The sequence below is a fragment of the Kribbella sp. NPDC020701 genome, from assembly GCF_055562215.1.
In genome coordinates this window covers 403,871-426,273 of record NZ_JBVHFT010000007.1, presented here as the reverse complement: position 1 = coordinate 426,273, position 22,403 = coordinate 403,871, and the positions used below count along the sequence as shown (strand labels likewise).

24 protein-coding genes, 1 other RNA gene and 1 pseudogene are annotated in these 22,403 nt (G+C 67.9%); 19 read left to right on the top strand and 7 right to left on the bottom strand.

The window, feature by feature from the left end; all coding sequences use genetic code 11:
* Positions 1–109 precede the first annotated feature (109 nt).
* Positions 110–604: pseudogene (locus tag ACZ3HV_RS19925) on the bottom strand (ABC transporter substrate-binding protein); the annotation flags it as partial.
* Between the two features lie 238 nt (positions 605–842).
* On the opposite strand from ACZ3HV_RS19925, the gene ACZ3HV_RS19920 reads away from it, so the two are divergent.
* The 3 genes from ACZ3HV_RS19920 to ACZ3HV_RS19910 all read left to right on the top strand — a co-directional run bounded on the left by ACZ3HV_RS19920 (position 843) and on the right by ACZ3HV_RS19910 (position 2,843).
* The gene (locus ACZ3HV_RS19920) at positions 843–1,052 is read left to right on the top strand and encodes a type II toxin-antitoxin system VapB family antitoxin (protein WP_465686313.1); all 210 of its coding nucleotides are present in this window, start codon (positions 843–845) and stop codon (positions 1,050–1,052) included.
* On the top strand, positions 1,049–1,486 hold the full coding sequence (locus tag ACZ3HV_RS19915; RefSeq protein WP_465686311.1) for a PIN domain-containing protein: 438 nt from the start codon (positions 1,049–1,051) through the stop codon (positions 1,484–1,486). The genes ACZ3HV_RS19920 and ACZ3HV_RS19915 overlap by 4 nt, the downstream gene beginning before the upstream one ends.
* 136 nt (positions 1,487–1,622) lie before the next feature.
* Complete coding sequence (locus tag ACZ3HV_RS19910) at positions 1,623–2,843, top strand: MFS transporter (protein WP_465686309.1); 1,221 nt, start codon at positions 1,623–1,625, stop codon at positions 2,841–2,843.
* Here the strand turns inward: ACZ3HV_RS19910 and ACZ3HV_RS19905 are convergent.
* On the bottom strand, positions 2,761–3,810 hold the full coding sequence (locus ACZ3HV_RS19905; RefSeq protein ID WP_465686307.1) for a carbohydrate kinase family protein: 1,050 nt from the start codon (positions 3,808–3,810) through the stop codon (positions 2,761–2,763). The two genes, ACZ3HV_RS19910 and ACZ3HV_RS19905, sit on opposite strands and share 83 nt — an antisense overlap.
* Positions 3,811–3,934: 124 nt before the next feature.
* Here ACZ3HV_RS19905 and ACZ3HV_RS19900 point away from each other — a divergent pair, with 124 nt between their 5' ends.
* The 13 genes from ACZ3HV_RS19900 to ACZ3HV_RS19840 all read left to right on the top strand — a co-directional run bounded on the left by ACZ3HV_RS19900 (position 3,935) and on the right by ACZ3HV_RS19840 (position 13,031).
* Positions 3,935–4,315, top strand: a complete 381-nt coding sequence (locus ACZ3HV_RS19900) for a hypothetical protein (RefSeq protein WP_465686305.1) — start codon at positions 3,935–3,937, stop codon at positions 4,313–4,315.
* On the top strand, positions 4,308–4,466 hold the full coding sequence (locus ACZ3HV_RS19895; RefSeq protein WP_465686303.1) for a hypothetical protein: 159 nt from the start codon (positions 4,308–4,310) through the stop codon (positions 4,464–4,466). Before ACZ3HV_RS19900 ends, ACZ3HV_RS19895 begins: the two co-directional genes overlap by 8 nt.
* A gap of 177 nt (positions 4,467–4,643) precedes the next feature.
* The gene (gene ftsE, locus ACZ3HV_RS19890) at positions 4,644–5,333 is read left to right on the top strand and encodes a cell division ATP-binding protein FtsE (RefSeq protein ID WP_360378217.1); all 690 of its coding nucleotides are present in this window, start codon (positions 4,644–4,646) and stop codon (positions 5,331–5,333) included.
* Between the two features lie 19 nt (positions 5,334–5,352).
* Positions 5,353–6,264: a permease-like cell division protein FtsX gene (ftsX, locus tag ACZ3HV_RS19885; protein WP_465686301.1), complete on the top strand. Its 912-nt coding sequence runs from the start codon at positions 5,353–5,355 to the stop codon at positions 6,262–6,264.
* Positions 6,265–6,351: 87 nt separating this feature from the next.
* Positions 6,352–7,779 carry a peptidoglycan DD-metalloendopeptidase family protein gene (locus ACZ3HV_RS19880; protein WP_465686299.1) on the top strand — a complete coding sequence of 476 codons (1,428 nt, stop codon included), beginning with the start codon at positions 6,352–6,354 and terminating at the stop codon, positions 7,777–7,779.
* Between the two features lie 21 nt (positions 7,780–7,800).
* The gene (gene smpB, locus ACZ3HV_RS19875; RefSeq protein ID WP_360378225.1) at positions 7,801–8,277 is read left to right on the top strand and encodes an SsrA-binding protein SmpB; all 477 of its coding nucleotides are present in this window, start codon (positions 7,801–7,803) and stop codon (positions 8,275–8,277) included.
* Positions 8,278–8,383: 106 nt separating this feature from the next.
* Entirely contained in the window at positions 8,384–8,944 is a 561-nt protein-coding gene (locus ACZ3HV_RS19870; RefSeq protein WP_360378228.1) for a DUF1707 and DUF4870 domain-containing protein, read from the top strand.
* Between the two features lie 123 nt (positions 8,945–9,067).
* Positions 9,068–9,448: a transfer-messenger RNA gene (ssrA, locus tag ACZ3HV_RS19865) on the top strand.
* Positions 9,449–9,631: 183 nt separating this feature from the next.
* Positions 9,632–10,051 carry a YciI family protein gene (locus ACZ3HV_RS19860; protein WP_465686297.1) on the top strand — a complete coding sequence of 140 codons (420 nt, stop codon included), beginning with the start codon at positions 9,632–9,634 and terminating at the stop codon, positions 10,049–10,051.
* Positions 10,051–11,292 carry an RNA polymerase sigma factor gene (locus ACZ3HV_RS19855; RefSeq protein ID WP_465686295.1) on the top strand — a complete coding sequence of 414 codons (1,242 nt, stop codon included), beginning with the start codon at positions 10,051–10,053 and terminating at the stop codon, positions 11,290–11,292. Before ACZ3HV_RS19860 ends, ACZ3HV_RS19855 begins: the two co-directional genes overlap by 1 nt.
* 146 nt (positions 11,293–11,438) lie before the next feature.
* Positions 11,439–12,326, top strand: coding sequence for an alpha/beta fold hydrolase (locus tag ACZ3HV_RS19850; protein ID WP_465686293.1), 888 nt, complete (start codon positions 11,439–11,441; stop codon positions 12,324–12,326).
* A 31-nt stretch (positions 12,327–12,357) separates the two neighbouring features.
* Entirely contained in the window at positions 12,358–12,792 is a 435-nt protein-coding gene (locus ACZ3HV_RS19845; RefSeq protein WP_465686291.1) for a MarR family winged helix-turn-helix transcriptional regulator, read from the top strand.
* Between the two features lie 29 nt (positions 12,793–12,821).
* Entirely contained in the window at positions 12,822–13,031 is a 210-nt protein-coding gene (locus tag ACZ3HV_RS19840; protein ID WP_465686289.1) for a hypothetical protein, read from the top strand.
* Positions 13,032–13,059: 28 nt separating this feature from the next.
* Here ACZ3HV_RS19840 and ACZ3HV_RS19835 read toward each other — a convergent pair whose 3' ends face one another.
* The 3 genes from ACZ3HV_RS19835 to ACZ3HV_RS19825 all read right to left on the bottom strand — a co-directional run bounded on the left by ACZ3HV_RS19835 (position 13,060) and on the right by ACZ3HV_RS19825 (position 16,650).
* The gene (locus tag ACZ3HV_RS19835) at positions 13,060–14,289 is read right to left on the bottom strand and encodes an epoxide hydrolase family protein (RefSeq protein ID WP_465686287.1); all 1,230 of its coding nucleotides are present in this window, start codon (positions 14,287–14,289) and stop codon (positions 13,060–13,062) included.
* Positions 14,286–14,723, bottom strand: a complete 438-nt coding sequence (locus tag ACZ3HV_RS19830; protein ID WP_465686286.1) for a MarR family winged helix-turn-helix transcriptional regulator — start codon at positions 14,721–14,723, stop codon at positions 14,286–14,288. Before ACZ3HV_RS19830 ends, ACZ3HV_RS19835 begins: the two co-directional genes overlap by 4 nt.
* A gap of 70 nt (positions 14,724–14,793) precedes the next feature.
* Positions 14,794–16,650 (bottom strand): FHA domain-containing protein, encoded by a 1,857-nt coding sequence (locus tag ACZ3HV_RS19825; protein WP_465686284.1) that lies wholly within the window; start codon positions 16,648–16,650, stop codon positions 14,794–14,796.
* 332 nt (positions 16,651–16,982) lie between these two features.
* Here ACZ3HV_RS19825 and ACZ3HV_RS19820 point away from each other — a divergent pair, with 332 nt between their 5' ends.
* Complete coding sequence (locus ACZ3HV_RS19820) at positions 16,983–19,286, top strand: M4 family metallopeptidase (protein ID WP_465686282.1); 2,304 nt, start codon at positions 16,983–16,985, stop codon at positions 19,284–19,286.
* A 48-nt stretch (positions 19,287–19,334) separates the two neighbouring features.
* Here ACZ3HV_RS19820 and ACZ3HV_RS19815 read toward each other — a convergent pair whose 3' ends face one another.
* A complete protein-coding gene (locus ACZ3HV_RS19815; RefSeq protein WP_465686280.1) occupies positions 19,335–19,706 on the bottom strand; it encodes a pentapeptide repeat-containing protein in 372 nt (123 codons plus the stop codon).
* A 129-nt stretch (positions 19,707–19,835) separates the two neighbouring features.
* Between ACZ3HV_RS19815 and ACZ3HV_RS19810 the strand changes: the two genes are divergently transcribed.
* Positions 19,836–20,054 carry a hypothetical protein gene (locus ACZ3HV_RS19810; protein WP_465686278.1) on the top strand — a complete coding sequence of 73 codons (219 nt, stop codon included), beginning with the start codon at positions 19,836–19,838 and terminating at the stop codon, positions 20,052–20,054.
* Entirely contained in the window at positions 20,054–21,121 is a 1,068-nt protein-coding gene (locus ACZ3HV_RS19805; protein WP_465686276.1) for a hypothetical protein, read from the top strand. The genes ACZ3HV_RS19810 and ACZ3HV_RS19805 overlap by 1 nt, the downstream gene beginning before the upstream one ends.
* Here the strand turns inward: ACZ3HV_RS19805 and ACZ3HV_RS19800 are convergent.
* Positions 21,118–22,269: an SGNH/GDSL hydrolase family protein gene (locus tag ACZ3HV_RS19800; RefSeq protein WP_465686274.1), complete on the bottom strand. Its 1,152-nt coding sequence runs from the start codon at positions 22,267–22,269 to the stop codon at positions 21,118–21,120. The genes ACZ3HV_RS19805 and ACZ3HV_RS19800 overlap by 4 nt on opposite strands.
* Positions 22,270–22,403: the final 134 nt, after the last annotated feature.

Here is a 22,403-nt window from a genome sequence, read left to right as displayed (position 1 = left end):
CACTCGGCTTCCGCAACCTCACCAACTACATCGCCAGATCACTACTCGAAACCGGCGGCTTCAGACCACAACTACACCCTCGATCGTGAAGAGCCCCTTTGGTCTTGTCGTTGGTCAGCTTCTTGGCGGCGTCGAGCAGTTCGTCGACGGTCTGCGGCGGCTGCACGCCGGCCGCGCTGAGCAGGCTCTTGCGGTAGACGAGCAGCTGCATGTCGGTGACCTGCGGGATGCCGTAAAGCTTGTCCTGGTAGGTCATCCGGTCGATCAGCGACGGGGTGAAGTCAGCCTTGGCGTCACCGAGCAGGTCGGTCAGTTCGACGACCTGGTTGCCCTTGATCATGTCGATGGTCGGCCCGTTACCGTACTCGAAGACGTCCGGCCCCTGGTCGGTGAGCAGCGCGGTCGAGGTCTTCTTGTCGTAGTCACCCGGCGACCACTGCACCGTCACGGTCGCGTCCGGGTAGGCCTTCGCGTACCGCTCGACCGCCTGCTGCGTCCCAGCCTCGCCGTACTGGTGGTACCACTGCGCCAACGCCGGCTTGGATCCACTCGACCCGCCCGACTCCGGCCGCCCGCTGTTCGACCCACACCCAGCCACCGCCATCGCCGCCAGCCCGGCCCCGAGCCCCAGCACCCGCCGCCGACTGATCCCAGCACCCGCCATCCCACAACCTCCATCCGCGCAGTCCCACAGCCCGCGCACCCCCCCCGACCCTACGACGGTCGCGGTGCGCGCAGACGGCAATTCCAGCTCGCGAGCCAGACTCCCGATGGCAACGATTCGATCAATTTGTATATACGGACCTACCGGCGTATATATATCCAGACATATGGTCGTCGGCATGAAGACGGTGATCGATGTGGACGACGAGGCGCTGGCGCTCGCGGCGAAGGAGCTGGGGACAGTGACGAAGAAGGACACGGTGAACGCCGCCCTCGAGTTCGTGGCCAGACGGCGCGAACGCATCGAGGCACTGCTCGACGATCCGTACGCCCTCGGCGTCGGACCGGACATCGATGACCCAGACATCATGCGCGGGGCGCGGCGTTGAGCACGGTTTCTGCCGTAGGAAAGCTGTATCTGGTCGATACTTCGGCGCAAGCCCGGTCCAAGCATCCAGCGGTACGGTCGGTCATCGCCGGGTTGATCGTCGACCGGGCCGCCGCCACCTGTGTCACGGTCGATCTCGAAGCCGGCTACTCAGGACGTGATCTGTCCGGTGTGAAGGCGATTGCCGAGCGCAGGCGGTCGTTGTACGTCAACTTGCCCGTCACGGAGTCCATCGCCGAGCGTGCCCGTGAGGTGCAAGTGCGGATGGCTGCTCGTGGCCATCATCGAGCGGCTGGGGTGATCGATCTGCTCACTGCCGCGATCGCCGAGCAGCACGGCGCCATCGTTCTGCACTACGACGCCGACTTCGAGCACATCTCCGCCGTCACCGGACAACCTCAGCTCTGGGTGTCTCCCCGGGGAACATTGGACTGACCCGCTCCGCGGTGGTTGTCGTATGCTGTCCCGCATGTACCGCTCCTGTGACTAGACAGCGCTCCCCGATTGCGGTTGAGCCCTTGTTCGTTGGGCGGCGTCTGGTTGGGCGTCGTGGAACCTCAGGAGTCTTCTCTTGTCCGGCACTGCTCGTGCCGGGAGCTACCGTGATGTGCTGCTGTTGCCGGCTGCGCTGCGCACGTTCGTGCCCGCGCTGGTCGGCCGGCTGTCGTACGGTCTGCTCCCGTTGTCGTTGCTTTTCACTGTCCAGCAGTCCACCGACTCGTTCGCCACGGCCGGTGCCGCGGTCGCGCTGTTCGGCCTTGCGTCGCTGTCGATGCCCTATAAGGCACGACTCGTCGACCGCTACAGCCAGCGCCGGATACTCCCGCTGCTGGCGGTTGGTTGCTCTGTCGCCTTGGTCGTACTCGCGTTTGCCACGAGCAACCTCTTGGTCGTAGGCGCGGCTGGACTGCTCGCACCTCCGCTGGGACCGTCGATGCGGTCCAACTGGCGACTGCTCACCGACGGATCGCCGCTCAAGGAACGGGCCTATGCCTTGGATGCGGTCTCCGAGGAGACACTGTTCCTGGCCGGGCCTTTGCTCGCCGGCGTCCTGATCAGCATCGTGTCCGCGCCCGCGGCCCTCGCCTGCAGCGCGGGGCTCATGGTCGTCGGCACCATCGCGATGGTCACCAGTCCGGTGGCCAAGTCCACGACCGCGCCTCCGCCGAGCCGCCACCCCTTGGGGCCGCTCGTCATCCCCGGGCTGCGACGGATCCTGCTCGTCATCATGGTCACGGCCTCAGGAGTCAGCGTCGCGTATCTCTGCGTCGCCGGCGTCGCCCAGCGCGCTGGTAGCCCGGGCGCGGCCGGGTACGTCGAGGCAGGGATCGGCCTCGGCAGTGCCGTCGGCGGGCTCCTCTGGGCTCGCCGCCGGCACACCCGGTCATGGCAGACCCATCTCGCCGGGCTGATCGGCGTACTGGCCGTCGGCCTACTGTCGGCGTCTCTTGCAACCAACCTGGTCGTGCTCGGGGTGGTGATGGCCGCCGCCGGTGTCGCCGTGGCGCCGTTGTTCGTGGTGTCCTACCTGGCCGCGGACGACCTAACCCCGCCGTACCAGCGCACCGAGGCGAGCACCTGGATCAACACCGCGAACAACCTCGGCAGCGCGGGCGGTTCGGCACTCGCCGGTCTCGCGATCGACCGGACAAGCCCGTCGCACGGGTTCCTGGCGGCCGGGCTCCTGCTCGCCCTCGTTGCCGCGACCGTCAGGCGTCCGACAGGCGGGCGATGGTGGCCGAGGCGCGGCGGACGATCGGGACCGGGCCTTCGGGGAGGACGTCGCCGATGAACGTGTAGTGCTTGAGGATCTCGGGGTCGACGCCCCCGGGCCGGTGGCGGCTGTGGTCGCGGACCCAGTCGATGATGTCGCCCCAGCCGGGGGCCGCGAGCGAGCCGCCGAAGTGCTGCACGGACAGGCCGGCGCAGAGGTTGCCGAAGGCCAGGCGATGGGCGAGCGGCCAGCCGCGGAGCGTGCCGAGGACGAGCGAGGCGAGGAAGACATCGCCGGCACCGGTCGGGTCGTACGAGCGGACCGGGAGGGCGGGCACCTGCTCCTCCTCCCCGGTCGTCGAGTCGATCGCGAGTACGCCGTCCGCACCGTTCGTGACCACCGCGAGCGGGACCCGCTCGGCCAGCTTGTGCAGCGCGGCCTTCGGGGTGTCGGTACGGGTGTAGGCCATCGCCTCGGTCGCGTTCGGGGTGAACGCGTGGAATCCCTCGAGTACGTCGAGCACCGCGGGTGACCACTCGTCGGTCGGGTCCCAGCCGACGTCGCCGAACAGCAGCGCCCCGGACTGCATCGCCTCGACGGTCCAGCCGGGGAGTTCGTCCTCGACCGGGACGATCGCGGAACGGGTCTTCAGGCCCGGCCCGACGAGTTTGCTCGGGTCGCCGGGAGCCTCGTGCGCGTGCGTCACCATGGCCCGGTCCCGCTCGAGCGACATCGACACCGTGACGGGCGAGTGCCAGTGACCGATCCGGCGCGAGTGCGACAGGTCAACGCTCTCCTGGTCGGCCAGGGTCCGCCAGCAGAAGTCGGCGTACACGTCGTCACCGAAGACTGCGGCGAGGCCGGTCTTCAGACCGAGCCGGCTGGCGGCGATGGCGAAGTTCGCGACACCGCCGGGGCAGGACCCCATGCCCTCGGCGAAGATCTCGGTCCCGGTGGTCGGGGCCGACTCGAGGCCGGTCAGCACGATGTCGAGGAACACGGTTCCCTGTACGAACACGTCGTACGCGTCGGAGTCGTCCATCATGATGACACTGCTCCTTGTCATGCTGGCGGTTCTGTCGGTGGCCGGTGGAATGCTCCTTCGTAGCATCATCGACCGGTCATCACCATGGAATTGGGAGAACATTGATGAGTGCCAGGGTGTGTCCGTGATTCCGACCTGGATCGGTGTGGTGGGTATCATCATGGCCGCCCTCAGTCCGCTGCTCGTCCTCGGTGGCGTCGCGCTGGGTTCGTACATGGTCCGCAAGTCGGATCGCGAGCTGAACACCTGGCGGCATCGCGAGGAGACCATGCGCATGGTCCGGTGGGCAGTCGAGCAGATCCTCGAGGGTACGGACGCGGGCACGGACGCGGGCGTGGTCACGCTGCGTTCGCTCATGCGTTCCGAACTGCTACAACCTGAGGACTACGAACTGGTCGCCGCGCTGACCGGCTCCGTCGCGATCGACCGGGTCGGCCCGGCCGCGTACGCTGATATTGCGGACTTGGACGTCGAGATCGTCGAGGGAGACGGTGAGAATGGCTGAGAAGAGGACCTTGAAGGTCTCCCGCCAGGCCGTCGAGCTGGCCCGGCTGCACGTCGAGGCGGCCCGCCGCGCCGGCCGCAAACCCGAGCCAGTCCTGGCCCGCATCGCCGACGCTCGCCCGGACAACGGCGTGGCTCCCAGCCCGGCCTGATCCCAGGCGTAGTACGCCGTGCACCGGCTATCGGACGCGCGCGTACGGAGCGGCCTGTCAGGTCGGCGGCACGCCGTGGAGCACCTACACTGATCGACGGCCGCTCCGGTGGCGTACGGTGCACCACGTGGTTACCGTCGCGTCGCTCCCTGTTCCCGACCACGGCCGGATGATCCCGTGATCCGCTTCGAGAATGTGTCCAAGACGTACGAGGGCCAGTCCAAGGCCGCTCTGCTGAACGTCAACGTCGAGATCGAAAAAGGCGAGTTCGTCTTCCTGGTCGGCACCTCCGGGTCCGGCAAGTCGACGTTCCTGCGTCTGGTCCTGCGTGAGCACCGGACGTCCAAGGGTCACATCATGGTGGCCGGCAAGGACCTGAACCGGCTGGCCAGCTGGCGGATCCCGCAGATGCGCCGGCAGATCGGCACCGTGTTCCAGGACTTCCGCCTGCTGCCGAACAAGACCGTCTCGGAGAACGTGGCGTTCGCCCTGCAGGTGATCGGCAAGCCCCGCTCGCACATCCGCAAGACGGTGCCCGAGGTGCTGGAGCTGGTCGGCCTGGACGGCAAGGAGGACCGCCTCCCCGACGAGCTGTCGGGCGGTGAGCAGCAGCGGGTCGCGATCGCCCGCGCGTTCGTGAACCGGCCGATGATCCTGATCGCCGACGAGCCGACCGGAAACCTGGACCCTGGTACGTCGGTGGGCATCATGAAGCTGCTGGACCGGATCAACCGGACCGGCACCACGGTGGTGATGGCCACCCACGACGTGTCGATCGTCGACCAGATGCGCAAGCGTGTGATCGAGCTGGAGAACGGTCATGTCGTCCGCGACGAGTCGCGCGGCGTCTACGGCTACCAGCACTGAGAACAGGGATTACTGACTGATGCGCTTGAACTACATCCTCTCCGACCTCGGCATCGGCCTGAAGCGGAACCTCTCGATGACGATCGCGGTCGTCGTCACCATCTGGGTCTCGCTGTCGCTGTTCGGCAGCGCGCTGCTCGCCCGCGAGCAGGTCGACCTGATGAAGGGGAACTGGTACGACAAGATCCAGATCTCGGTCTTCCTCTGCACCAAGGACTCCGGCGGCCGCGGCTGCTCCGGCGCCGAGGTGACGCAGGAGCAGAAGAACCGGATCCAGCAGGTCATCACGCAGAACCCGGACACCGCGCCGGACGGCGTGTTCTCGGAGTCGAAGAAGGAAGCGTTCGACTCGTTCAAGAAGCTGTACAAGGACTCGCCGATCGTCAGCACGGTCACCGAGGACCAGATGCAGGAGTCCTTCCGGGTCAAGCTGCGCGATCCCCAGCGCTACCAGAACCTGGTCAGCGCGGTCAGCGGCCTGCCCGGCGTCGACACGGTCCAGGACCTCAGGCAGTACCTCGATCCGCTCTTCAATGCGCTGAACTTCTTGCAAGTCGGCGCGCTGGTGGCCGCGGGTCTGCTGCTGGTCGCCGCGCTGATGCAGATCTCGAACACGATCCGGCTCGCCGCGTACGCTCGCAGACGCGAGATAGGCATCATGCGGCTGGTCGGAGCGTCGAACTTCTACATCCAGTTGCCGTTCCTGCTGGAGGCGGTGCTGGCCGCCCTGATCGGCGCTGCACTTGCCTGCGGAACCTTGTGGCTCGGTGTGTACCTGCTGGTCATGAAGCGTGCCGAGGAGACGTTCAGGGTGTGGCAGTGGGTCGGCGCGACCGAAACCCTCCAGGCGACGCTCATCATGGTCGTGGCCGGCGTCGTCCTGGCCGTCGTCCCGACATTCCTGACAACGCGGAAATACCTCAAAGTCTGACCCGGGTGACTTATCGTGCAGTACCAGGAGTCACAGCAGTAACTCCTGTACCGCACGACAACTTCATCCAGAGCAAGGGGTCGACCTGTGGTCCCGCACTTCCCCGGTGCGAACCCGCGTCAGCGGGGGAGCATCAAGCGAGACGACAGCACCGGCACCTCCACTCCGCCGTACCCGCGATCGCGCACGAGACCGCAGGGCCGGCAGACGGTGGTCGCCGCTTGCTGCCTTGTCCTGTCCCTGTCCGCCGGAGTCCTGGCGGCGGTTCCGTCTGCCCAGGCGGACCCGCCCGATCCAGCCGCCAAGAAGAAGCAACTCGACTCGCAGATCAACCAGCAGAAGGCTGATCTCGCCGAGGCGTCCGATCAGCTCGGCAAGTCCGTTGCCGCCTACAACCAGGCGGAGGTGAAGTACCAGGCCGTCCAGGTCCGGTACGCCGCCGCCCAGGGCAAACTGGCCGCCGCGAAGGCCGCCGATCTGGTGGCCGCGAGCAAGCTCGCCGGCGCCGAACTGGCCTTGCGTGCGGCGGTCGCCGACGTCGAGACCGGCGAGCGGCTGATCGCGGAGAAGCGCGCCGTGGCCGGCCGGGCCGTGCGCTCGGCGTACCAGCAGCAGAACAGCCTGGTCGGGCTGTCGATCGCGCTGCGCGGCGCGTCGCCGGCCGAGATCGCCACCGGGATGCAGGTGCAGCGGAACGTGTTCGGCATCCAGGGCAACGCGATCACCAACCTGAACAACGCCCAGGCGCAGCTTGCCAGCAAGCGGGTCAAGGTCGCTGCCGCCGAGAAGGCCGCCGCGGACGCCCGGGCCGAGGCCGCCCGGACGGTCCAGCAGGTCACCGAGCTGACCGAGCAGGTCGCGGCCGACAAGGCCGAGGCCGCCGCGATCGCGCAGGTCAAGCTGGTCGCCTACAAGGCCGCCGAGAAGGAGAAGAACACCGAGCTCGCGCAGTACAACTCGCTGCTGGCCGAGCGGACCCGGGTCCAGCAGATCCTGATCGCCCGGGCGAAGGCCGAGAAGGCCGCCGCGGCACGCCGCAAGGCGGCCGCTGAGAAGGCCGAGCGGGCGAAGGCGCGCAAGGAGGGCCGGCCGCCGCGGAAGATCCCGGACAACTCCGGTGACGGCGGACTCAGCTACCCGGTGAGCAGCTACATCACGTCGCCGTACGGCATGCGGTTCCACCCGGTGCTGCACTACTGGAAGCTGCACGACGGCACCGACTTCCGCGCTCCCTGCGGTACGCCGATCCGCGCCGCGGCCGATGGGGTGGTGACCGACAAGTACTACAACGGCGGTTACGGCAACCGGCTGTTCATCTCACACGGAGTGATGGACGGCTCCTCGATCACGACCGTCTACAACCACCTGTCGCGCTACAAGGCCCACGTCGGTGAGCGGGTCAGCAAGGGCGAGATCATCGGGTACGCCGGGACGACCGGCTACTCCACCGGCTGCCACCTGCACTTCATGGTCTACCAGGACGGCAACGTGGTTAATCCGATGAAGTGGCTCTGACGAATCTGGGATACTGGTCGGATGGTGAAACAGACCGGCCAGCAGAAGCCGATCGCGCAGAACCGGAAGGCGCGACACGACTACCACATCGAGGACGTGGTGGAGGCCGGGCTGGTGCTGACGGGGACCGAGGTGAAGTCCCTGCGGCAGGGCCGGGCCTCCCTGGTCGACGCGTTCGCCGCGATCCGGGGGAACGAGCTGTGGCTGCAGGGGATGCACATCCCTGAGTACAAGCACGGGACCTGGACCAACCACGAGCCCCGGCGGACCCGCAAGCTGCTGCTGCACAAGGATGAGATGCAGAAGCTGATCAGGGCGGTCGAGCAGCAGGGCGTGTCGCTGATCCCGCTCTCGCTGTACTTCAAGGACGGGTACGCGAAGGTCGAGCTCGCCACCGGGCGCGGTAAGAAGGACTACGACAAGCGGCAGGCCCTGGCCGAGCGCCAGGCCGACCGCGAGGCCCGGCGCGCCCTGTCGGATCGGACCCGCGGGCGCTGAGCCCGGTCGGCCTCCGGCGTACCCGAGTGCCGGCTGGGGTCGGGTCAGGGGTTGCTCGGGGCTGCACCCGATGGGGTGCGCGGCGCCCGGCGCGCAGAGTGGAGGCATGTCCACTTCAGACCTGCTGGTGACGCCGGCTCAACGGGATCGCGCCGTCGAGATCCTGAAAGAAATGTACGCCGACGGCCGACTCGACCACGCCGAGTTCGACACCCGGCTGGAACTGGCGCTGAAGGCCCGGACCAGGGCCGAACTGAACAGCACGTTCGACGGACTCGTCTCCCGGCCGGTCCCGACGTACGCGCCCGCCGCCTTCACCCGCCCGGCCCCGCTCCAGCGGTACGACGCCAACGGGCGCGGGATGGGGACGGTCGCGCACTGGCTCGGGTACCCGACGTTCTTCGTCGGGCCGGCGATCGTGGTCGCGACGGCCGGTCAGAAGAACCCGGCGGTCCGCAGGCACGCGGTCGAGGCGCTGAACTTCCAGCTGAGCGCGTTCGGGGCGTTCGCCCTGCTCGGGATCGCGACCGGGGTGACGCACGGCTTCACGGGCTTCCTGTTCCCGCTGCTGGGCATCCTCTGGTTCATCCTCACCGGCATCGGCGGCCTGGCCACCGCGGTCGGCTCGAACTTCCGCTACCCGTTCACGCTCCGCCTGATCAAGTAGCTCCCCGGTTGAACGCCCCCGCAGGCTGCTCCGGGGAATGTGAGGTGCGGGCGGTCTGTTGGACTTGGTAGTGTGGATCTTCCACCCGCCTCTCGGGGCTGGTGGGAGTTTGACAACTCAACAGGGGGTGAACGGTTTCGACTTTGGACGTTAGTTCCAAGAGAAGCGGGCCGAGGATCCAGGGTTATCTCGTTAACGATCTCTGGAAACCAATAACTGCCAACGTTAATTCGCGCAGTAGCTTCGCTCTCGCCGCCTGACGGCCTGAGCACCTAAAGAAGCGGTCAGCCCGGGGATGCTTCCGACCCGGTTCCTGGCCTCAGCTAGGAAGCTTGCTGTGCTAGCCCGGTCACGGGGTTAGTACGGGACATTTACAGTGACTGAGCCTGTCAGCGACTTCGTCTGCGAGAGTGCTGGGGCTGAGAAAACGTCTAGCAGACTGCGCCCGGAGAAGTCTTGGAGCGACGCTGAAGGACGCGGGTTCGATTCCCGCCACCTCCACCCCCGTACGAGAAGGGCCGGCCCACCTGGGCCGGCCCTTCTCGCGTCTGGCACCCACCTGGTCCCGGGCCGCGCGAGAAAACTTCGGCGTCGTGTCGAATCCGTCCCTTCCCGTTCGACGCAGGGGTGAGCCAGGGTTGAATCGGTCAAGGGGCCGATCCCGGGCGGACGCGAAGGAGCACAGCGATGAAGGTCATGGTTCTGGGCAAGGCGACGGAGCAGTCCGAGGCCGGCGAGTTGGGTTCCGCCGAGGAGTTCGCCGCGATGAACGAGTTCAACGAGAAGCTCGTCGAGGCGGGCGTCGTGCTGGCCGCCGACGGACTGCAGCCGACCAGCAAGGGCAAGCGGGTCGCCTTCGACGCCGACGGCAACACCCGCGTGATCGACGGCCCGTTCGCCGAGACGAAGGAGCTGATCGCCGGCTTCTCGATCTGGGAGGTCGCCTCGATGGAGGAGGCCGTCGAGTGGGTCAAGCGCTCGCCGTTGCGCGACTGCGAGGTCGAACTCCGCAAGATCTTCGACGCTGACGACTTCGGCGACTCCCTGCCGGCCGAGATCGCGGCGGCCGAGCAGCGGATGAGCGCAGAGTCCGCCGCCCAGCAGTAGTGACCTCTGCGACCCAGCAGGCGATCGACGCGGTCTGGCGGATCGAATCCGCCAGGCTGATCGCCGGCCTGGCCCGTGTCGTGCGCGATGTCGGGCTGGCCGAAGACCTTGCGCAGGACGCACTCGTCGCGGCGCTCGAGCAGTGGCCCGAGTCAGGTGTCCCGGACGCTCCGGGCGCCTGGCTGATGGCCGTGGCGCACCGCCGCGGCGTCGACACGATTCGTCGCGCCGTGACACTGCGGAGCAAGGTCGAACTGCTCGGTCACGAACTCAGTGATCACGAGGCTCCGATGGACGAGATCGAGTTCGGCCCGCACGTCGAAGACGACGTACTGCGGCTGATGTTCACCGCGTGCCACCCGGTGCTGTCGATCGATGCCCGCGTGGCCCTCACCCTGAAGCTGGTCGCCGGGCTGTCGACCGAGGAGATCGCCCGCGCCTTCCTGGTCCGGACGACCACGATGGCAGCACGGATCACCCGGGCGAAGAAGGCGCTCACCGAGGCCGACGTGTCCTTCGAGGTTCCCGTCGGCGATGAACTCGCCGACCGGCTGAGCTCCGTCCTCGAGGCCGTCTACCTGGTCTTCAACGAGGGCTATACGGCCACCGCCGGCGAGCAGTGGGCGCGCGCCGAGCTGTGCCAGGAGGCGATGCGCCTCGGCCGCATGCTCGCCGCGTTGGCAGCCGGCGAGGCCGAGACGCATGCTCTGGTGGCGTTGATGGAGATCCAGGCGTCCCGGCTGCGCGCCCGCACCGGGCCCGACGGCGAGATCGTCACGCTCGACAAGCAGGACCGGGCTCGCTGGGACCGGTTGCTGATCACGCACGGTCTCGCCGCGCTGGAGCGGGCCGAGGAGATCGACGGCACCGTCTCCTACGTCATCCAGGCGCAGATCGCGGCCTGCCACGCCAGAGCACCGCGTGCTGAGGACACCGACTGGGTGCGCATCGCCTCCCTGTACGGCGACCTCGTCGCGCTGACCCGCTCGCCGATCGTCGAACTGAACCGCGCGGTTGCCGTGTCGATGGCCGACGGACCGGCCGCCGGGCTCGCTGTGACCGACGGATTGCTCGGCGTCGCCGTGCTGCACAGCTACCACCTGCTGCCGAGCGTGCGCGGCGACCTGCTGGCCAAGCTCGGCCGCTCCGCGGAAGCACGAGCCGAGTTCGAGCGTGCCGCCGTGCTCACCTCGAACGAAGCCGAGCGCACACACCTGCTCACCCGGGCCGGCAGCTCCTGATCTCGTCACGCATGCGTGCAGCCACCGTCAGTGAAATATCGCCGGATCGGGCAGATGTGGGGCTGCTGGTGGGTTGTGACAGAGGGATGCCAGGTGGGTGCCAGCGGGGGTGGGCATCGTGGGGTCACGGATGAGGGAGGTCGGGGATGCGTGGGGTTGACTGGCGACAGGACATGATCGCCGCGAGGGACGGTGCGCCGATCGGGGTGCAGAGTTTCGGCGCCGGTCCGGGGATCGTGGTGATTCCGGGGAACAATCGGCGGGCTCACCATTACGAGGGCCTGGCTCGGGGGCTGGCGGGGGCTCACGCGGTGCACGTGATCGAGCGGCGCGGCCGTGGAGTGAGTGGGCCGCGCGGTACGTCGTACAGCGTGGAGACCGAGGTCGACGACGTACTCGCTGTGATGGAGGACACCGGCGCACAGATGGTGTTCGGGCACAGCTACGGCGGGCTGGTGGCGCTGCATGTGGGACTGCGGCGGCCGCTGGATGCGCTGGTTGTCTACGAACCGGCGGTGAGCATCGACGGATCGTTCGACGCGAGTTGGCTGAGCACATTCACCGAACAGCTCGACGCCGGCCACCGTACGGCGGCGATGGAGACGTTCCTCAAGGGCACGGGCCTGGTGCCGTTCAAGGCGACACCGTTGCTGTGGGCAATTGCTTTCCTGATGCTGCACGGGTCCGGCGGGCGCGAGACGCGCGACCTGATGCCGGCCACGCCGGCCGAGATCGGCGAGATCGCCCGCCTCGACTCCGACGGCAGCCGGTACGCCGGGATCGCGTCGCGGACCCTTCTCCTCGGTGGTGAGAAGTCGCCCGCGTACCTGACCGGCGTACTCCCGCGCCTCGCAGCCATCCTGCCCGGCGCCGAGTACTCGATCCTGCCCGACCTCGACCACAACGCGCCTGACGAGAACGCCCCGGATGTCGTGGCTCAGCAGATCCGCCGGGTCATCGTCCGTGCGGAGCGGTCCCAGGTGGAGCACGACGTACGGATTGTCGACCGGCGAGTGCCAATGCATCGGGATTGACGATGGATTGGGCCGGGTGGACAGTCTCTGTGTGAGCACGGCCGAAGAGGACGCCCAGGCGTTCGCTGATCTGTTCCGCGAGACGTACCTGCGGTTTCACCGGCGGGACGGGAAGCGGAACGAGATGTCCGGCGCGAGCCGGGCAGTCCTGCAGCACCTCTCGCAGACCGGGCCGTTGACCGTCGGCGACATCGCGCTGCACCTGGACCGCGCGCAGTCGGTGGTCAGCGACATCGTGACTCAGCTCGAGTCGAAAGGTGTGCTGGAGCGTGAGCGCGATCCGCAGGACCGGCGCCGCACGCTCGTGTGGCTGTCGCCGGAGGGTTTCGCCGTACTGAAGGCTGATCGCGACGTGCTGAGCGTCGCCGCGCTGGCCGACGCGTTCGGCGCTCTGTCACCCGGCGACCGGGCCGCGCTGCTCACCACCTTGTCCACCCTCGTCCGTTCGAACGGAGCCGAGCAATGACCATGACCAGCACGTGCGAGAGTTGCAGCATGCCGATCGAGAGCGGCCGGTACTGCGTGCACTGCGTCGATGCCGATGGCAACCTTCAGGACTTCGACACCCGGTTCGCCTCGATGGTGTCCTGGCAGGAACGCCGCAACCCCGGCGACCCGCGCGCCAAGATCGAGGCCGACACCCTCGCCTACATGGCAACAATGCCCGCCTGGCGCAACCACCCCCGGCTCGCCGACTACCGCTGAGACCTGCTGACGATCTGCGCGACTGAGGTCATCGGAGGGGGCGGAAGGTGCGGCGGAGGTCGGTGGTCCATTCGGTGGGGAGTTCCCAGGGGATGAAGTGGCCGCCGTGGGGGTGGGCGGTGAGGTTGGTGTGGTTGTACCAGGAGGCGCGGTCGCTGTTCAGGAAGTTCTGGATGCGCTCTTCGGGGGTGCTGACGCCGGGTGGGTTCTCGTAGCCGACGAAGGTGATGCCGGTCGGGGCCTCGATGACCGGCGTACGGTCGTGCGACGGGGTCCATGGGTAGCGGTTGTTGTTGGCGTAGGTGCGGATCGAGGTGTCGATCGCGTTGCCGGCCCAGTAGATCGTCGCGTGGGTGAGCAGGTCGTCGTCGCTGAACGCCTTGTCGCCCTCGGACCAGCTCAACCAGCGCTCGAGGATCCAGGCCAGCATGCCGGCCGGTGAGTCGGCCAGGCCGAAGCCGAGGGTGCTCGGGTCCAGCACATGGGTGGCCAGGTGCGCGGCGAAGCGACGTTCGAGTTCGACAATCCGATTGTGGACGATCGACGGCAGGCCGGACGGGATCGGATTGCCGCCGCTCAGGTCCCAGCCGCGGTCGCCGTTGAAGAAGCTGAGCTTCAGCCCCGAACCGATGTGGATCCCGTAGAGCTCGTCGGCGTACTTGTGCCCGAGTTGCCCGGTCACCAGCGCGCCGACATCGCACCCCGCGGCGGCGTACTTCGGGTGGCCGAGCACGCCGGTCATCAGCTCGTGCCAGACGTCGGCGATCTTCCAGAAGTTCATGTCCGGCTGGTTCGTCAGCGGCGTGGAGAACCCGAACCCGGGCAGTGAGGGCACGATCACGTCGAACGCGTCGGCCGGATCACCGCCGTACGACGCTGGGTCGGCGAGCTGGCCAATCACCTTCGACCAGTGCCAGAACGTCCACGGCCAGCCGTGACTGAGGATCAGCGGGATCGGGTTCGGTCCGACGCCGGGCTTGCGTAGGAAGTGCACGGGGACGCCGCCTACGCCGACGCGGTAGTGCTCGTACGCGTTGATCGCCCGCTCCGCCGCGCGCCAGTCGTACCCGTCGGCCCAGTACTCGACCAGGGGCTGGAGGCGGGTACGGCGTACGCCGTAGAAGCCGTCGTCGTTGCCTACGTCCAGCGGCCACTTGGTCGCGGTGAGCCGGCGGCGGAGGTCGTCGAGGACCTCGTCGGGGACGTGGATCGGTGTTGGTACCAGGTCGGTCATCGGGTGCCTCACAGGTGCGGTCATGGGGTGTCCTCGGCGGCGATCTCGGTCAGGCGGGTGAGGACATTTACGGAGCTCGCGAGTACGGCGCGCTCCTCTGGGGCCAGCTGGTCGATCAGGTGGGTCAGCTTGGTGACCCGGTTGGCGTGGCGGGAGTGGACGATCTGGCGGCCGGCGCTGGTCAGCGACAGGAGCATCGCGCGTCCGTCGGTGGGGTCGGGGCGGCGTTGCAGGAGCCCGTCTTGTTCGAGCTTTGCGACCAGGCTGGTCAGGGCGGGCTGCTTGAGTTGCTCGGTCGCCAGCAGGTCGGTCAGCCGCAGCGGTCCTTTGCGTGACAGCGTGTGCAGCACCGACAGCGTCGAGAAGTTGAACCTCCGCACCGACGGCAACCGGATGAAGATCGTGTTGAAGTCCTCGATCACCGTGGTCAGCCGATCCACGTCCAACTGCTCCGCCATAGGGGGAACTATATCAATCTTCGATGTAACTCTGTCGATGGGTCGACCGGGGAAGGCAGGGTCGTCGGGATCAGTTGCTGAGGGTCAGGCCGGCGACGGCCACTCCGGCGTCACCGGACTTCAGGGTGAGAGTGGCTGAGGTGGTGGCGTCCGGGAGGTGGCCCTTGAAGGTGATGGTGCCGTGGTCGGAGCCGCCGTTCGGGATGCTGCCGGGCCACTGGCTGCGTGAGGTGTCGGCGCGGAGGGCGCTGCCGTCCTCGCCAGCGAAGGTGGCGGTGTTCGTGAGGGGGAGCGAGACGGGCTGCTTGCCGGCGTTGGTGAGCTTGACTTCTACGCGGGTGAAGTGGCTGGTGTACGTGACGTTCTCGACCGTGACGGTGAGGCTGCCGGCGGGCTTGGCGACGGGTTTGATCAGGCGGTCCTCGCCAGACTCGTTGCCGGTCAGGTAGCCGCCGACGTACTGGGCTCCCGCGGTGAGGGCGAACCCGCCGACGCCGACGCCGAGGAGTACGACGACGATCGCGATGATGATCGAGACGTCGAGGCGGCCGGGGGCGCGGTTGGTCGGCGCGGCGGCGTCGAGGAGGGCCACGATCATGGCCACGACCAGGGCGATCGCCGGGGGGATCAGCCAGCGCAGCGCGCCGCCGGGGCCGTCGGCGAGGAACGTGACGGTCAGGTTGATCAGCAGGCCGAGGACGATGATGAACGCCGCGACCAGCAGAACGCGCAGCAGGCGGACGGTGCCGACCTCTTCGTCGCCCTCTCCGGTCATGACCCCGGCGCGGTCGCGGTCCCTGTTCCGGGTGCGGTCCCGGTCTCCGTTCCGGCCGCGGTCGCCTGTGGTGCGGTCGGCGGAGGGGAGGCGGTGGTCTGGCGGGTCGCCTTGGCGGATGTCGGGCCAGCTTGCCGATTCGTTCCAGTTGGGCTGGGACTGCTCGATCTGTGCGGCCGGCGGGTTGTCCCACGGGGAGCGGGCCGGCTCGGGGTTGTCCGCCGACGGGTACGCGGCCCAGGCGGCGTCGGGCGCGCGATCCTCCGGCTCGCCGGGGCCTTGGTACGGCGGTTCGCCGGAGTCTGGGTACGACGGATCCGCCGGGAAGATCGCGAAGTTGCTGGGGGCATCCGTTCGGCGGGGCCCGTCGGGTGCTGCCGACGGCGGGGCGGGAGCGTCATGAGGCTCGGACTCCGCGAAGTTGAACGGCCTCCGCTCACGCTCCTCAGGCTCGAACGGGCGCTGCTCAGACTCGAACGGGCGCTGCTCACCCGCCCCAGGCTCGAACGGGCGCTGCCCACGCTCGTCGTGGGTCGGTGGTGGGGCTGCGCCGGCGGGCGGGGGTGTTGCTCGAGGAGCCGGCGGCGCAGGGGCGGCTGGATCCTCGGTGAACGGGGTTGGGGCATTCGCGTTGGCCGGCGAGTGGGGCTCGTGTGACGGGTACTGGCCGGCTGGGGTGGCTGAGGGAGGTGCGGCGGGGGTGGGCGGAGGCGTCGCTGGGGTAACTGGTGGCGCGGCGGGTGTGGGAGCCGGGGTGGCTGCGGGCGGAGCAGAGGGGGTCGACGCGGCGGCCGGTGATGCGGTGGGCGGCGGGGCGGAGGGGGCGGGGGGTGAGGTGAAGGCGGACGGGTTCGGGGCCGGCTGGGATTCGTGGAAGGTGAGGACTGAGCGGCCTATGTGGATCCGGTCGTTGTTGGTGAGGGGGGTGGGGGCGGCGAGGCGGCGGCCGTTGAGGCCGGTGCCGTTGCGGGACTCGTCGTGCAGGGTCCACGTCGTACCGGTGCGGGTCAGGCGGGCGTGGATACGGGAGATCTGGTCATCGGCCTGGAGCCGGACGGACGCGTTCGAGGCACGCCCGATGGTGACGTCGTCGCCCCCGGCCGACAGCGTCCACCGCTGCGTACCGAGTGACAGCGCGAATTCGGTTTCCACTCACACCCCAGCCGGCAGCCTACCCGTCTGCGCGATTCTGCCCGCAACGCCCACGATTGGTCCAGGCCACCCCGAAATCGGCCGGCGTGATGTTGCCGACGCGGGCATGACAACGAGGTCATTGTCTGACTCGTGCCAACGGCATTGCAGCGCCTTGCCCGGCCCGGGGCGCGGGCATAGTGTCCGTCCGCGCGATTCATCGGCGGCCGATGGAAGGGGGAGGGCAGCAAACCGGTGGATAGGCCGGAGGTCCCAGACGGAGGTGGTGCACCCGTCTGCAGTCCGGCGAGGCGCAACCCGCCCAGCACCGTTGTCGCGAAGGGACCACATCCATGGTCTTGTTTCAGCGTTCCCGCAAGCCCGCCGCCGTACTGGCTGTCACCAGCCTCGCGGTAGCGGCACTCGCCGCCCTCGGGTCTTCAGCGGCCGGAGCCGCTCCGACCGCGGCACCACCTCCCCGGCCGTCGCAGGCACAGTCCAAGGCGTACGCCGCCGACGCTGCCTCCTCACTGGTCGCCAACCGGCCGGCCGGTCTGCACGCCGGGAAGAACGACCAGTTCACCGCGAAGCCGGTGATCTCCGAGCCCTCGGGTCTGCAGTACGTCCCGTACGAGCGCTCGTTCAAGGGTCTCCCGGTGATCGGTGGTGACTTCGTCGTGGTCACCGATGCCAACGGGGCCGTGAAGTCCACCTCGGTCTCCCAGACCACCGCCGTACCCGATCTGTCGACGACCGCGAAGGTCACTGCGGCGGCCGCCAAGGCGACGGCGACCAAGCAGCTCAAGCACGTGGACTCGTCCACCACGCCGACGCTGGCCGTCTACGCCCTCAACGGCACGCCGAAGCTGGCGTGGCAGTCCAGGGTCAGCGGCAACAACGGTCACGAGCCGTCCAGCCTGTCGGTGTACGTCGACGCGCAGAGCGGCAAGGTGCTCGGCACCAAGGAACACGTGATGGCCGGCAACGGTACGGCGGTCTACAGCGGTCCGAACCCGGTTCACCTGGACACGACCCTGACCGGCAGCACGTACTCGATGAAGGACCCGAACACCACCAACCTGTCCTGCCAGGACGCGGCGAACAACACCACGTTCTCCGGTCCGGACGACAACTGGGGCAACGGGACGGCCACCAACAAGGAGACCGGCTGCGTCGACGCCTTGTTCGCTGCGCAGACCGAGAAGCACATGCTGACCGACTGGCTCGGCCGTAACGGCATGGACGGCAATGGTGGCGCCTGGCCGATCCGCGTCGGCCTGAACGACCAGAACGCGTATTACGACGGCACCCAGGTCCAGATCGGCAAGAACACCGCCGGTGGCTGGATCGGCTCGATCGACGTCCTGGCCCATGAGATGGGTCACGGGATCGACGACCACACGCCGGGCGGTATCTCCGGCAGCGGCACCCAGGAGTTCGTCGCCGACACGTTCGGCGCGGCGACCGAGTGGTACAGCAACCAGGCGGCGGCGTACGACCCGCCGGACTTCCTGGTCGGCGAAGAGGTCAACCTGGTCGGCAGCGGCCCGATCCGCAACATGTACAACCCGTCGGCCCTCGGCGACCCGAACTGCTACTCGAGCTCGATCCCGGGCACCGAGGTGCACGCCGCGGCCGGCCCCGGCAACCACTGGTTCTACCTGCTCTCGCAGGGCAGCAACGGCTCGCCGTCGAGCCCGACCTGCAACAGCTCGACGGTCACCGGCCTGGGCATCCAGAAGGCGATCCGGATCATGTACAACGCGATGCTGATGAAGACCAGCAGCAGCTCGTACCTGAAGTACCGGACCTGGACCCTGACCGCGGCGAAGAACCTGTTCCCGGGCAGCTGCACCGAGTTCAACACCGTGAAGGCGGCGTGGGACGCGGTCAGCGTTCCGGCGCAGGCCGCTGACCCGACCTGCACCGTCAGCGGCGGCGTCACCGTCACGAACCCGGGCAACAAGACCGGTACGGTCGGTACGGCGATCGCGTCGTTCACGCTGTCGGCGACCGGCGGCACCGCGCCGTACACCTGGTCCGCGAGCGGCCTGCCGGGCGGGATCACGATCGGTTCCTCCACCGGGACCGTGTCCGGCACCCCGACCGCCAGCGGCACCTTCAACGTCACCGCGACGGCGACCGCGAGTGCCGGTGGTTCGGGCAGCACGTCGTTCACCTTCACCATCGGCGGCACCGGTGGCTGCTCCGGCCAGAAGCTCGGAAACCCGGGCTTCGAGACCGGTACGGCGGCGCCGTGGTCGGCGTCGGCCGGGGTGATCGACAACACCGCCTCCCAGCCCGCGCGTAGCGGTACCTGGAAGGCCTGGCTGGACGGCTACGGCAGCACCCACACCGACACTCTGAGCCAGTCGGTGGCGATCCCGGCCGGGTGCAGCGCGACGTTGTCGTTCTACCTGCACATCGACTCCGCCGAGACCACCACGACCACGCAGTACGACAAGCTCACCGTGAAGGCGGGCACGACCACGCTGGCGACGTACTCGAACCTGAACAAGGCGAGTGGCTACTCGCTGAAGTCGTTCAACGTGTCGTCGTTCGCCGGTCAAACGGTGTCGATCAGCTTCACCGGCACCGAAGACAGCTCCCTGCAGACCTCGTTCGTCATCGACGACACAGGCCTCAACCTGAGCTGACCTGAAACACGCCGGCCGCCGTACCCCATCGAGGGTACGGCGGCCGGCTCACTGGTCAGGCTCCTGCGACAACCGCGCACCCCGGAGATCCGCATCCCGAAGAATCGCCCGGTTGAGCTTCACATCCCGCAGATCCAGCCCACGCAGATCCGCGCCGGTCAGGTCAGCACCACTCAGATCGGCCCCACTCAGATCGACCCCACTCACCAGCGACGCAGGCTTCTTCGGTACGAGCGAAGTCGGCAGCTTGACCTTCGTCGCCGGATCAATACCTGCTCCCACCGCCCAGCCGACGCCGAAGGCAACAAAGACCCCGAGCACGATCGCGGCAGCAGCCTCACCAAACAAAGCACTGGTCCCAGCCAGCACGGCAACAACAAGCACAGGCACCGCCCACACCGTCACCTGTCGCACCCGCATCCCGCGCTCCCTCCACCTCAGCCCACAGCATCTCAAGCCCCGCCGATCCAAGGCCCCCGCCGCGCCGCCCCTGGCTCCCCGCCCGGTCCGAGGGACATACTGACAGTCACCAGGGGTGGGAGGTCCGCGATGAACGGTCGGCTACGCGCCACGACGATCGTGCTGGTGCGCACCTTGGCAGGCCTGGGGTTGAGGGGCGGCAACCCGCAGGCGGCGGGGACGCCCAAGCGCAAGGAGGGTGATCGCTGCGAGCATTGCCAGACCGGCTTCCTCAAACGTGACCGGAACGGAACCCTGTTCTGCGGCGGTTGCGGTTGGGACGAGTGGGACGAGCAGGACGAGGACTGATGGCCGCGGGACTCTCCGAGGCCGCGACGTCGGTCGGAAACCAGATCGGCCGCTATTTCAGCCTGACGTCGTTGCTGCCGTCGCTGATGTTCGTCGTCTGGATGGTTGCACTCAGGGGCGCGGCAGAACCTCTCGGCAAGTTCAAGCTCAGCGGGGCGGGCGACGCATTCGAGCACTGGACGGCGAGCGATTTCGGCCTTGCGCTCGCCGCTTCGTTGTTGCTGAGCTTCGCGGTGCATCCGCTCCTGTTTGCCACGACGCAATTGCTGGAGGGGTACTGGGGTCCGCGTCCCTTCGCCGTGCGCCTGGCTACCGCCCTGGCGCTACGTCATCGGTCCCGGCAGCAACGGCTGGAGAGCCGAGCCGGCGCGCTCGCCGCGCGCCGCGAGCTTCTCCTTGACGCGATGATCAAAGAGAAGGTCGGCGCGGAGAAGTTCGCCAAGCTGGAGAAGGACCAGGAGCAGTTGGCGAAGCGACGGGTCACTATGTCGGCGGTGCCGGAGGGCTCGCCGGTTCACGGCCTGACGCTCGCCGAGGACGCGATCCTGAAGGTTCTGGACACGATGCCGACCGACGCCGACCGCCTGCTGCCGACTCGGCTCGGCAACGCGCTGCGGCAGACCGAGGATGCGGTCGGACAACCGTACGGACTCGACCTCATCACCCTCGCGCCGCATCTTGCGATGACGGCGGCGCCGGCCCGGGCGGCGTACCTCGATGACTCGCGCGAGCAGATGGATGTGTCGATTCGGCTGGCGTTCTATGGGTTGCTGTCGGCGGCCATCACGACCGTCTGGTTGCTGGCTGCGGGCTGGTGGTTGCTCGTCGCGCTGGTGCCGTACGGCTTTGCGTACATCACGTATCGGGGCGCGGTGGCGTCCGCCTTGGCCTGGGGTGCGGCAATCAAGACGTGTATGGATCTGGATCGGTTCGCGATGTACGACGCCATGCACGTCGAGGTGCCGGTGAATACTCGGGCCGAACGTAAGCGGAATGCTGACCTGATGGAAGTACTGGGAGGGGACACGTCAGCATCCGTTGCCTACGCTCGGCCCAAGAAGGGCTAGTTGAGGGTCATGCGGGGTTCGCCGTTGAGGAGGCCGGTGCCGGAGATCGTGCAGGTGCCGCCTCGGGATTGGGTGTAGGTCTGGCGGACGCAGGAGCGGAGGGCCAGCTGGGCCCAGTAGTTGGGGTGGAGGGATTCCTGGATGTAGTAGTTGGAACCGACCGTGGTGACGGTGCGGATCTGGTTGATCCACTCGGTCTTGTCGACCGCGGTCGGTTGGGTCCACGAGGACAGGCCGACTTCCTCGTAGAGGCCGACCGTGTTCTCACACAGGCGCCGGCCGTTGAAGGCGGACTGGAGCTCGAGCAGGCGGGTGTTGGTCAGGCCGGACTGGCCCATGGCGGCGCGGACGGTGTTGTTGATGTTGACGAGGGCCGTGCTGTTCGCCCAGTCGGCGTCCGCGTTCCAGAAGCCGCAGCCACCGACACTCTGCCGGGTGTAACCGCTCTGCCCGTACCTGAACCCGCTGGCGGCCGGAATCGGTGACGGGTACGTCTGCACGACCAGAGACCACGCGTTGTCGCCGTACCCGGCGTTCCGCATGGCGGTGCGGATGTTCTGGAACGCGGTGGCGATCCGGCCGCGTACGGCGGTGATGTTGGCGGACGTGAAGTTGTTGACGACCGACGAGTCGTCCCGGCAGTAGTCCGGGAACCAGGACGGCGAGAGCAGGAAGTCCTGCACGCACTGCGTCACGATCGCCGCGAAGTTGAAGTCGTTGCCGCCGATCGACACGACCACCTGCTTGACGTTGTGAGTGGCTGCGAACACCTGCAGCATCTTCGCCTGGCCCTGCCGGCCGGCGCCGTTGTCGTAGAAGTCGATCCCCGGCTTGAAGTCGTCGCCGGTGCCGGTCGTGGTGCGAGCACCGGAGCAGGCCAGGTTCAGCCCGCCGACCCCGCCGCCGATGTACGCCTCGTCCGACTGGCTGCGGTGACACTTCGGGATCTGCTCGGCGGTATGGCTCGCGTTGTCGTGGTAGGCGTGCGCACCGAGCGCGTCGGCCGGCGCCTCGGAGTTGTTCGAGCTGCCGGCCCAGCGGCCGGCCTCGCCCGAGATGTAGGAGTCGCCGACGGTGACGACGTACGGCGTTCCGGACCCCGGGCCATCGGCGTGCGCGGGGGTGGCGACCAGGCCGAGGCCGGTCATGGAGAGCACAAGGATCAGGGACACTCGACGCCAGGACGGAAAAACAGAGGTCGGAAGGACCACCGGAGGGCCTCTCTCGCCGGAGTTCGGTGATCGTCAGGACCCCCACCCGACCACCGTCGGCAAAAATGTAC

Bases quoted from the DNA above. Each gene is read 5' to 3' on its own strand.
- ACZ3HV_RS19920 (WP_465686313.1), top strand. From the start codon at position 843: ATGAAGACGGTGATCGATGTGGACGACGAGGCGCTGGCGCTCGCGGCG.
- ACZ3HV_RS19905 (WP_465686307.1), bottom strand. From the start codon at position 3,810: ATGATGGACGACTCCGACGCGTACGACGTGTTCGTACAGGGAACCGTG.
- ACZ3HV_RS19895 (WP_465686303.1), top strand. From the start codon at position 4,308: ATGGCTGAGAAGAGGACCTTGAAGGTCTCCCGCCAGGCCGTCGAGCTG.
- ftsX (WP_465686301.1), top strand. From the start codon at position 5,353: ATGCGCTTGAACTACATCCTCTCCGACCTCGGCATCGGCCTGAAGCGG.
- smpB (WP_360378225.1), top strand. From the start codon at position 7,801: ATGGTGAAACAGACCGGCCAGCAGAAGCCGATCGCGCAGAACCGGAAG.
- ACZ3HV_RS19870 (WP_360378228.1), top strand. From the start codon at position 8,384: ATGTCCACTTCAGACCTGCTGGTGACGCCGGCTCAACGGGATCGCGCC.
- ACZ3HV_RS19860 (WP_465686297.1), top strand. From the start codon at position 9,632: ATGAAGGTCATGGTTCTGGGCAAGGCGACGGAGCAGTCCGAGGCCGGC.
- ACZ3HV_RS19850 (WP_465686293.1), top strand. From the start codon at position 11,439: ATGCGTGGGGTTGACTGGCGACAGGACATGATCGCCGCGAGGGACGGT.
- ACZ3HV_RS19840 (WP_465686289.1), top strand. From the start codon at position 12,822: ATGCCGATCGAGAGCGGCCGGTACTGCGTGCACTGCGTCGATGCCGAT.
- ACZ3HV_RS19835 (WP_465686287.1), bottom strand. From the start codon at position 14,289: ATGACCGCACCTGTGAGGCACCCGATGACCGACCTGGTACCAACACCG.
- ACZ3HV_RS19830 (WP_465686286.1), bottom strand. From the start codon at position 14,723: ATGGCGGAGCAGTTGGACGTGGATCGGCTGACCACGGTGATCGAGGAC.
- ACZ3HV_RS19820 (WP_465686282.1), top strand. From the start codon at position 16,983: ATGGTCTTGTTTCAGCGTTCCCGCAAGCCCGCCGCCGTACTGGCTGTC.
- ACZ3HV_RS19815 (WP_465686280.1), bottom strand. From the start codon at position 19,706: ATGCGGGTGCGACAGGTGACGGTGTGGGCGGTGCCTGTGCTTGTTGTT.
- ACZ3HV_RS19810 (WP_465686278.1), top strand. From the start codon at position 19,836: ATGAACGGTCGGCTACGCGCCACGACGATCGTGCTGGTGCGCACCTTG.
- ACZ3HV_RS19805 (WP_465686276.1), top strand. From the start codon at position 20,054: ATGGCCGCGGGACTCTCCGAGGCCGCGACGTCGGTCGGAAACCAGATC.
- ACZ3HV_RS19800 (WP_465686274.1), bottom strand. From the start codon at position 22,269: ATGACCGGCCTCGGCCTGGTCGCCACCCCCGCGCACGCCGATGGCCCG.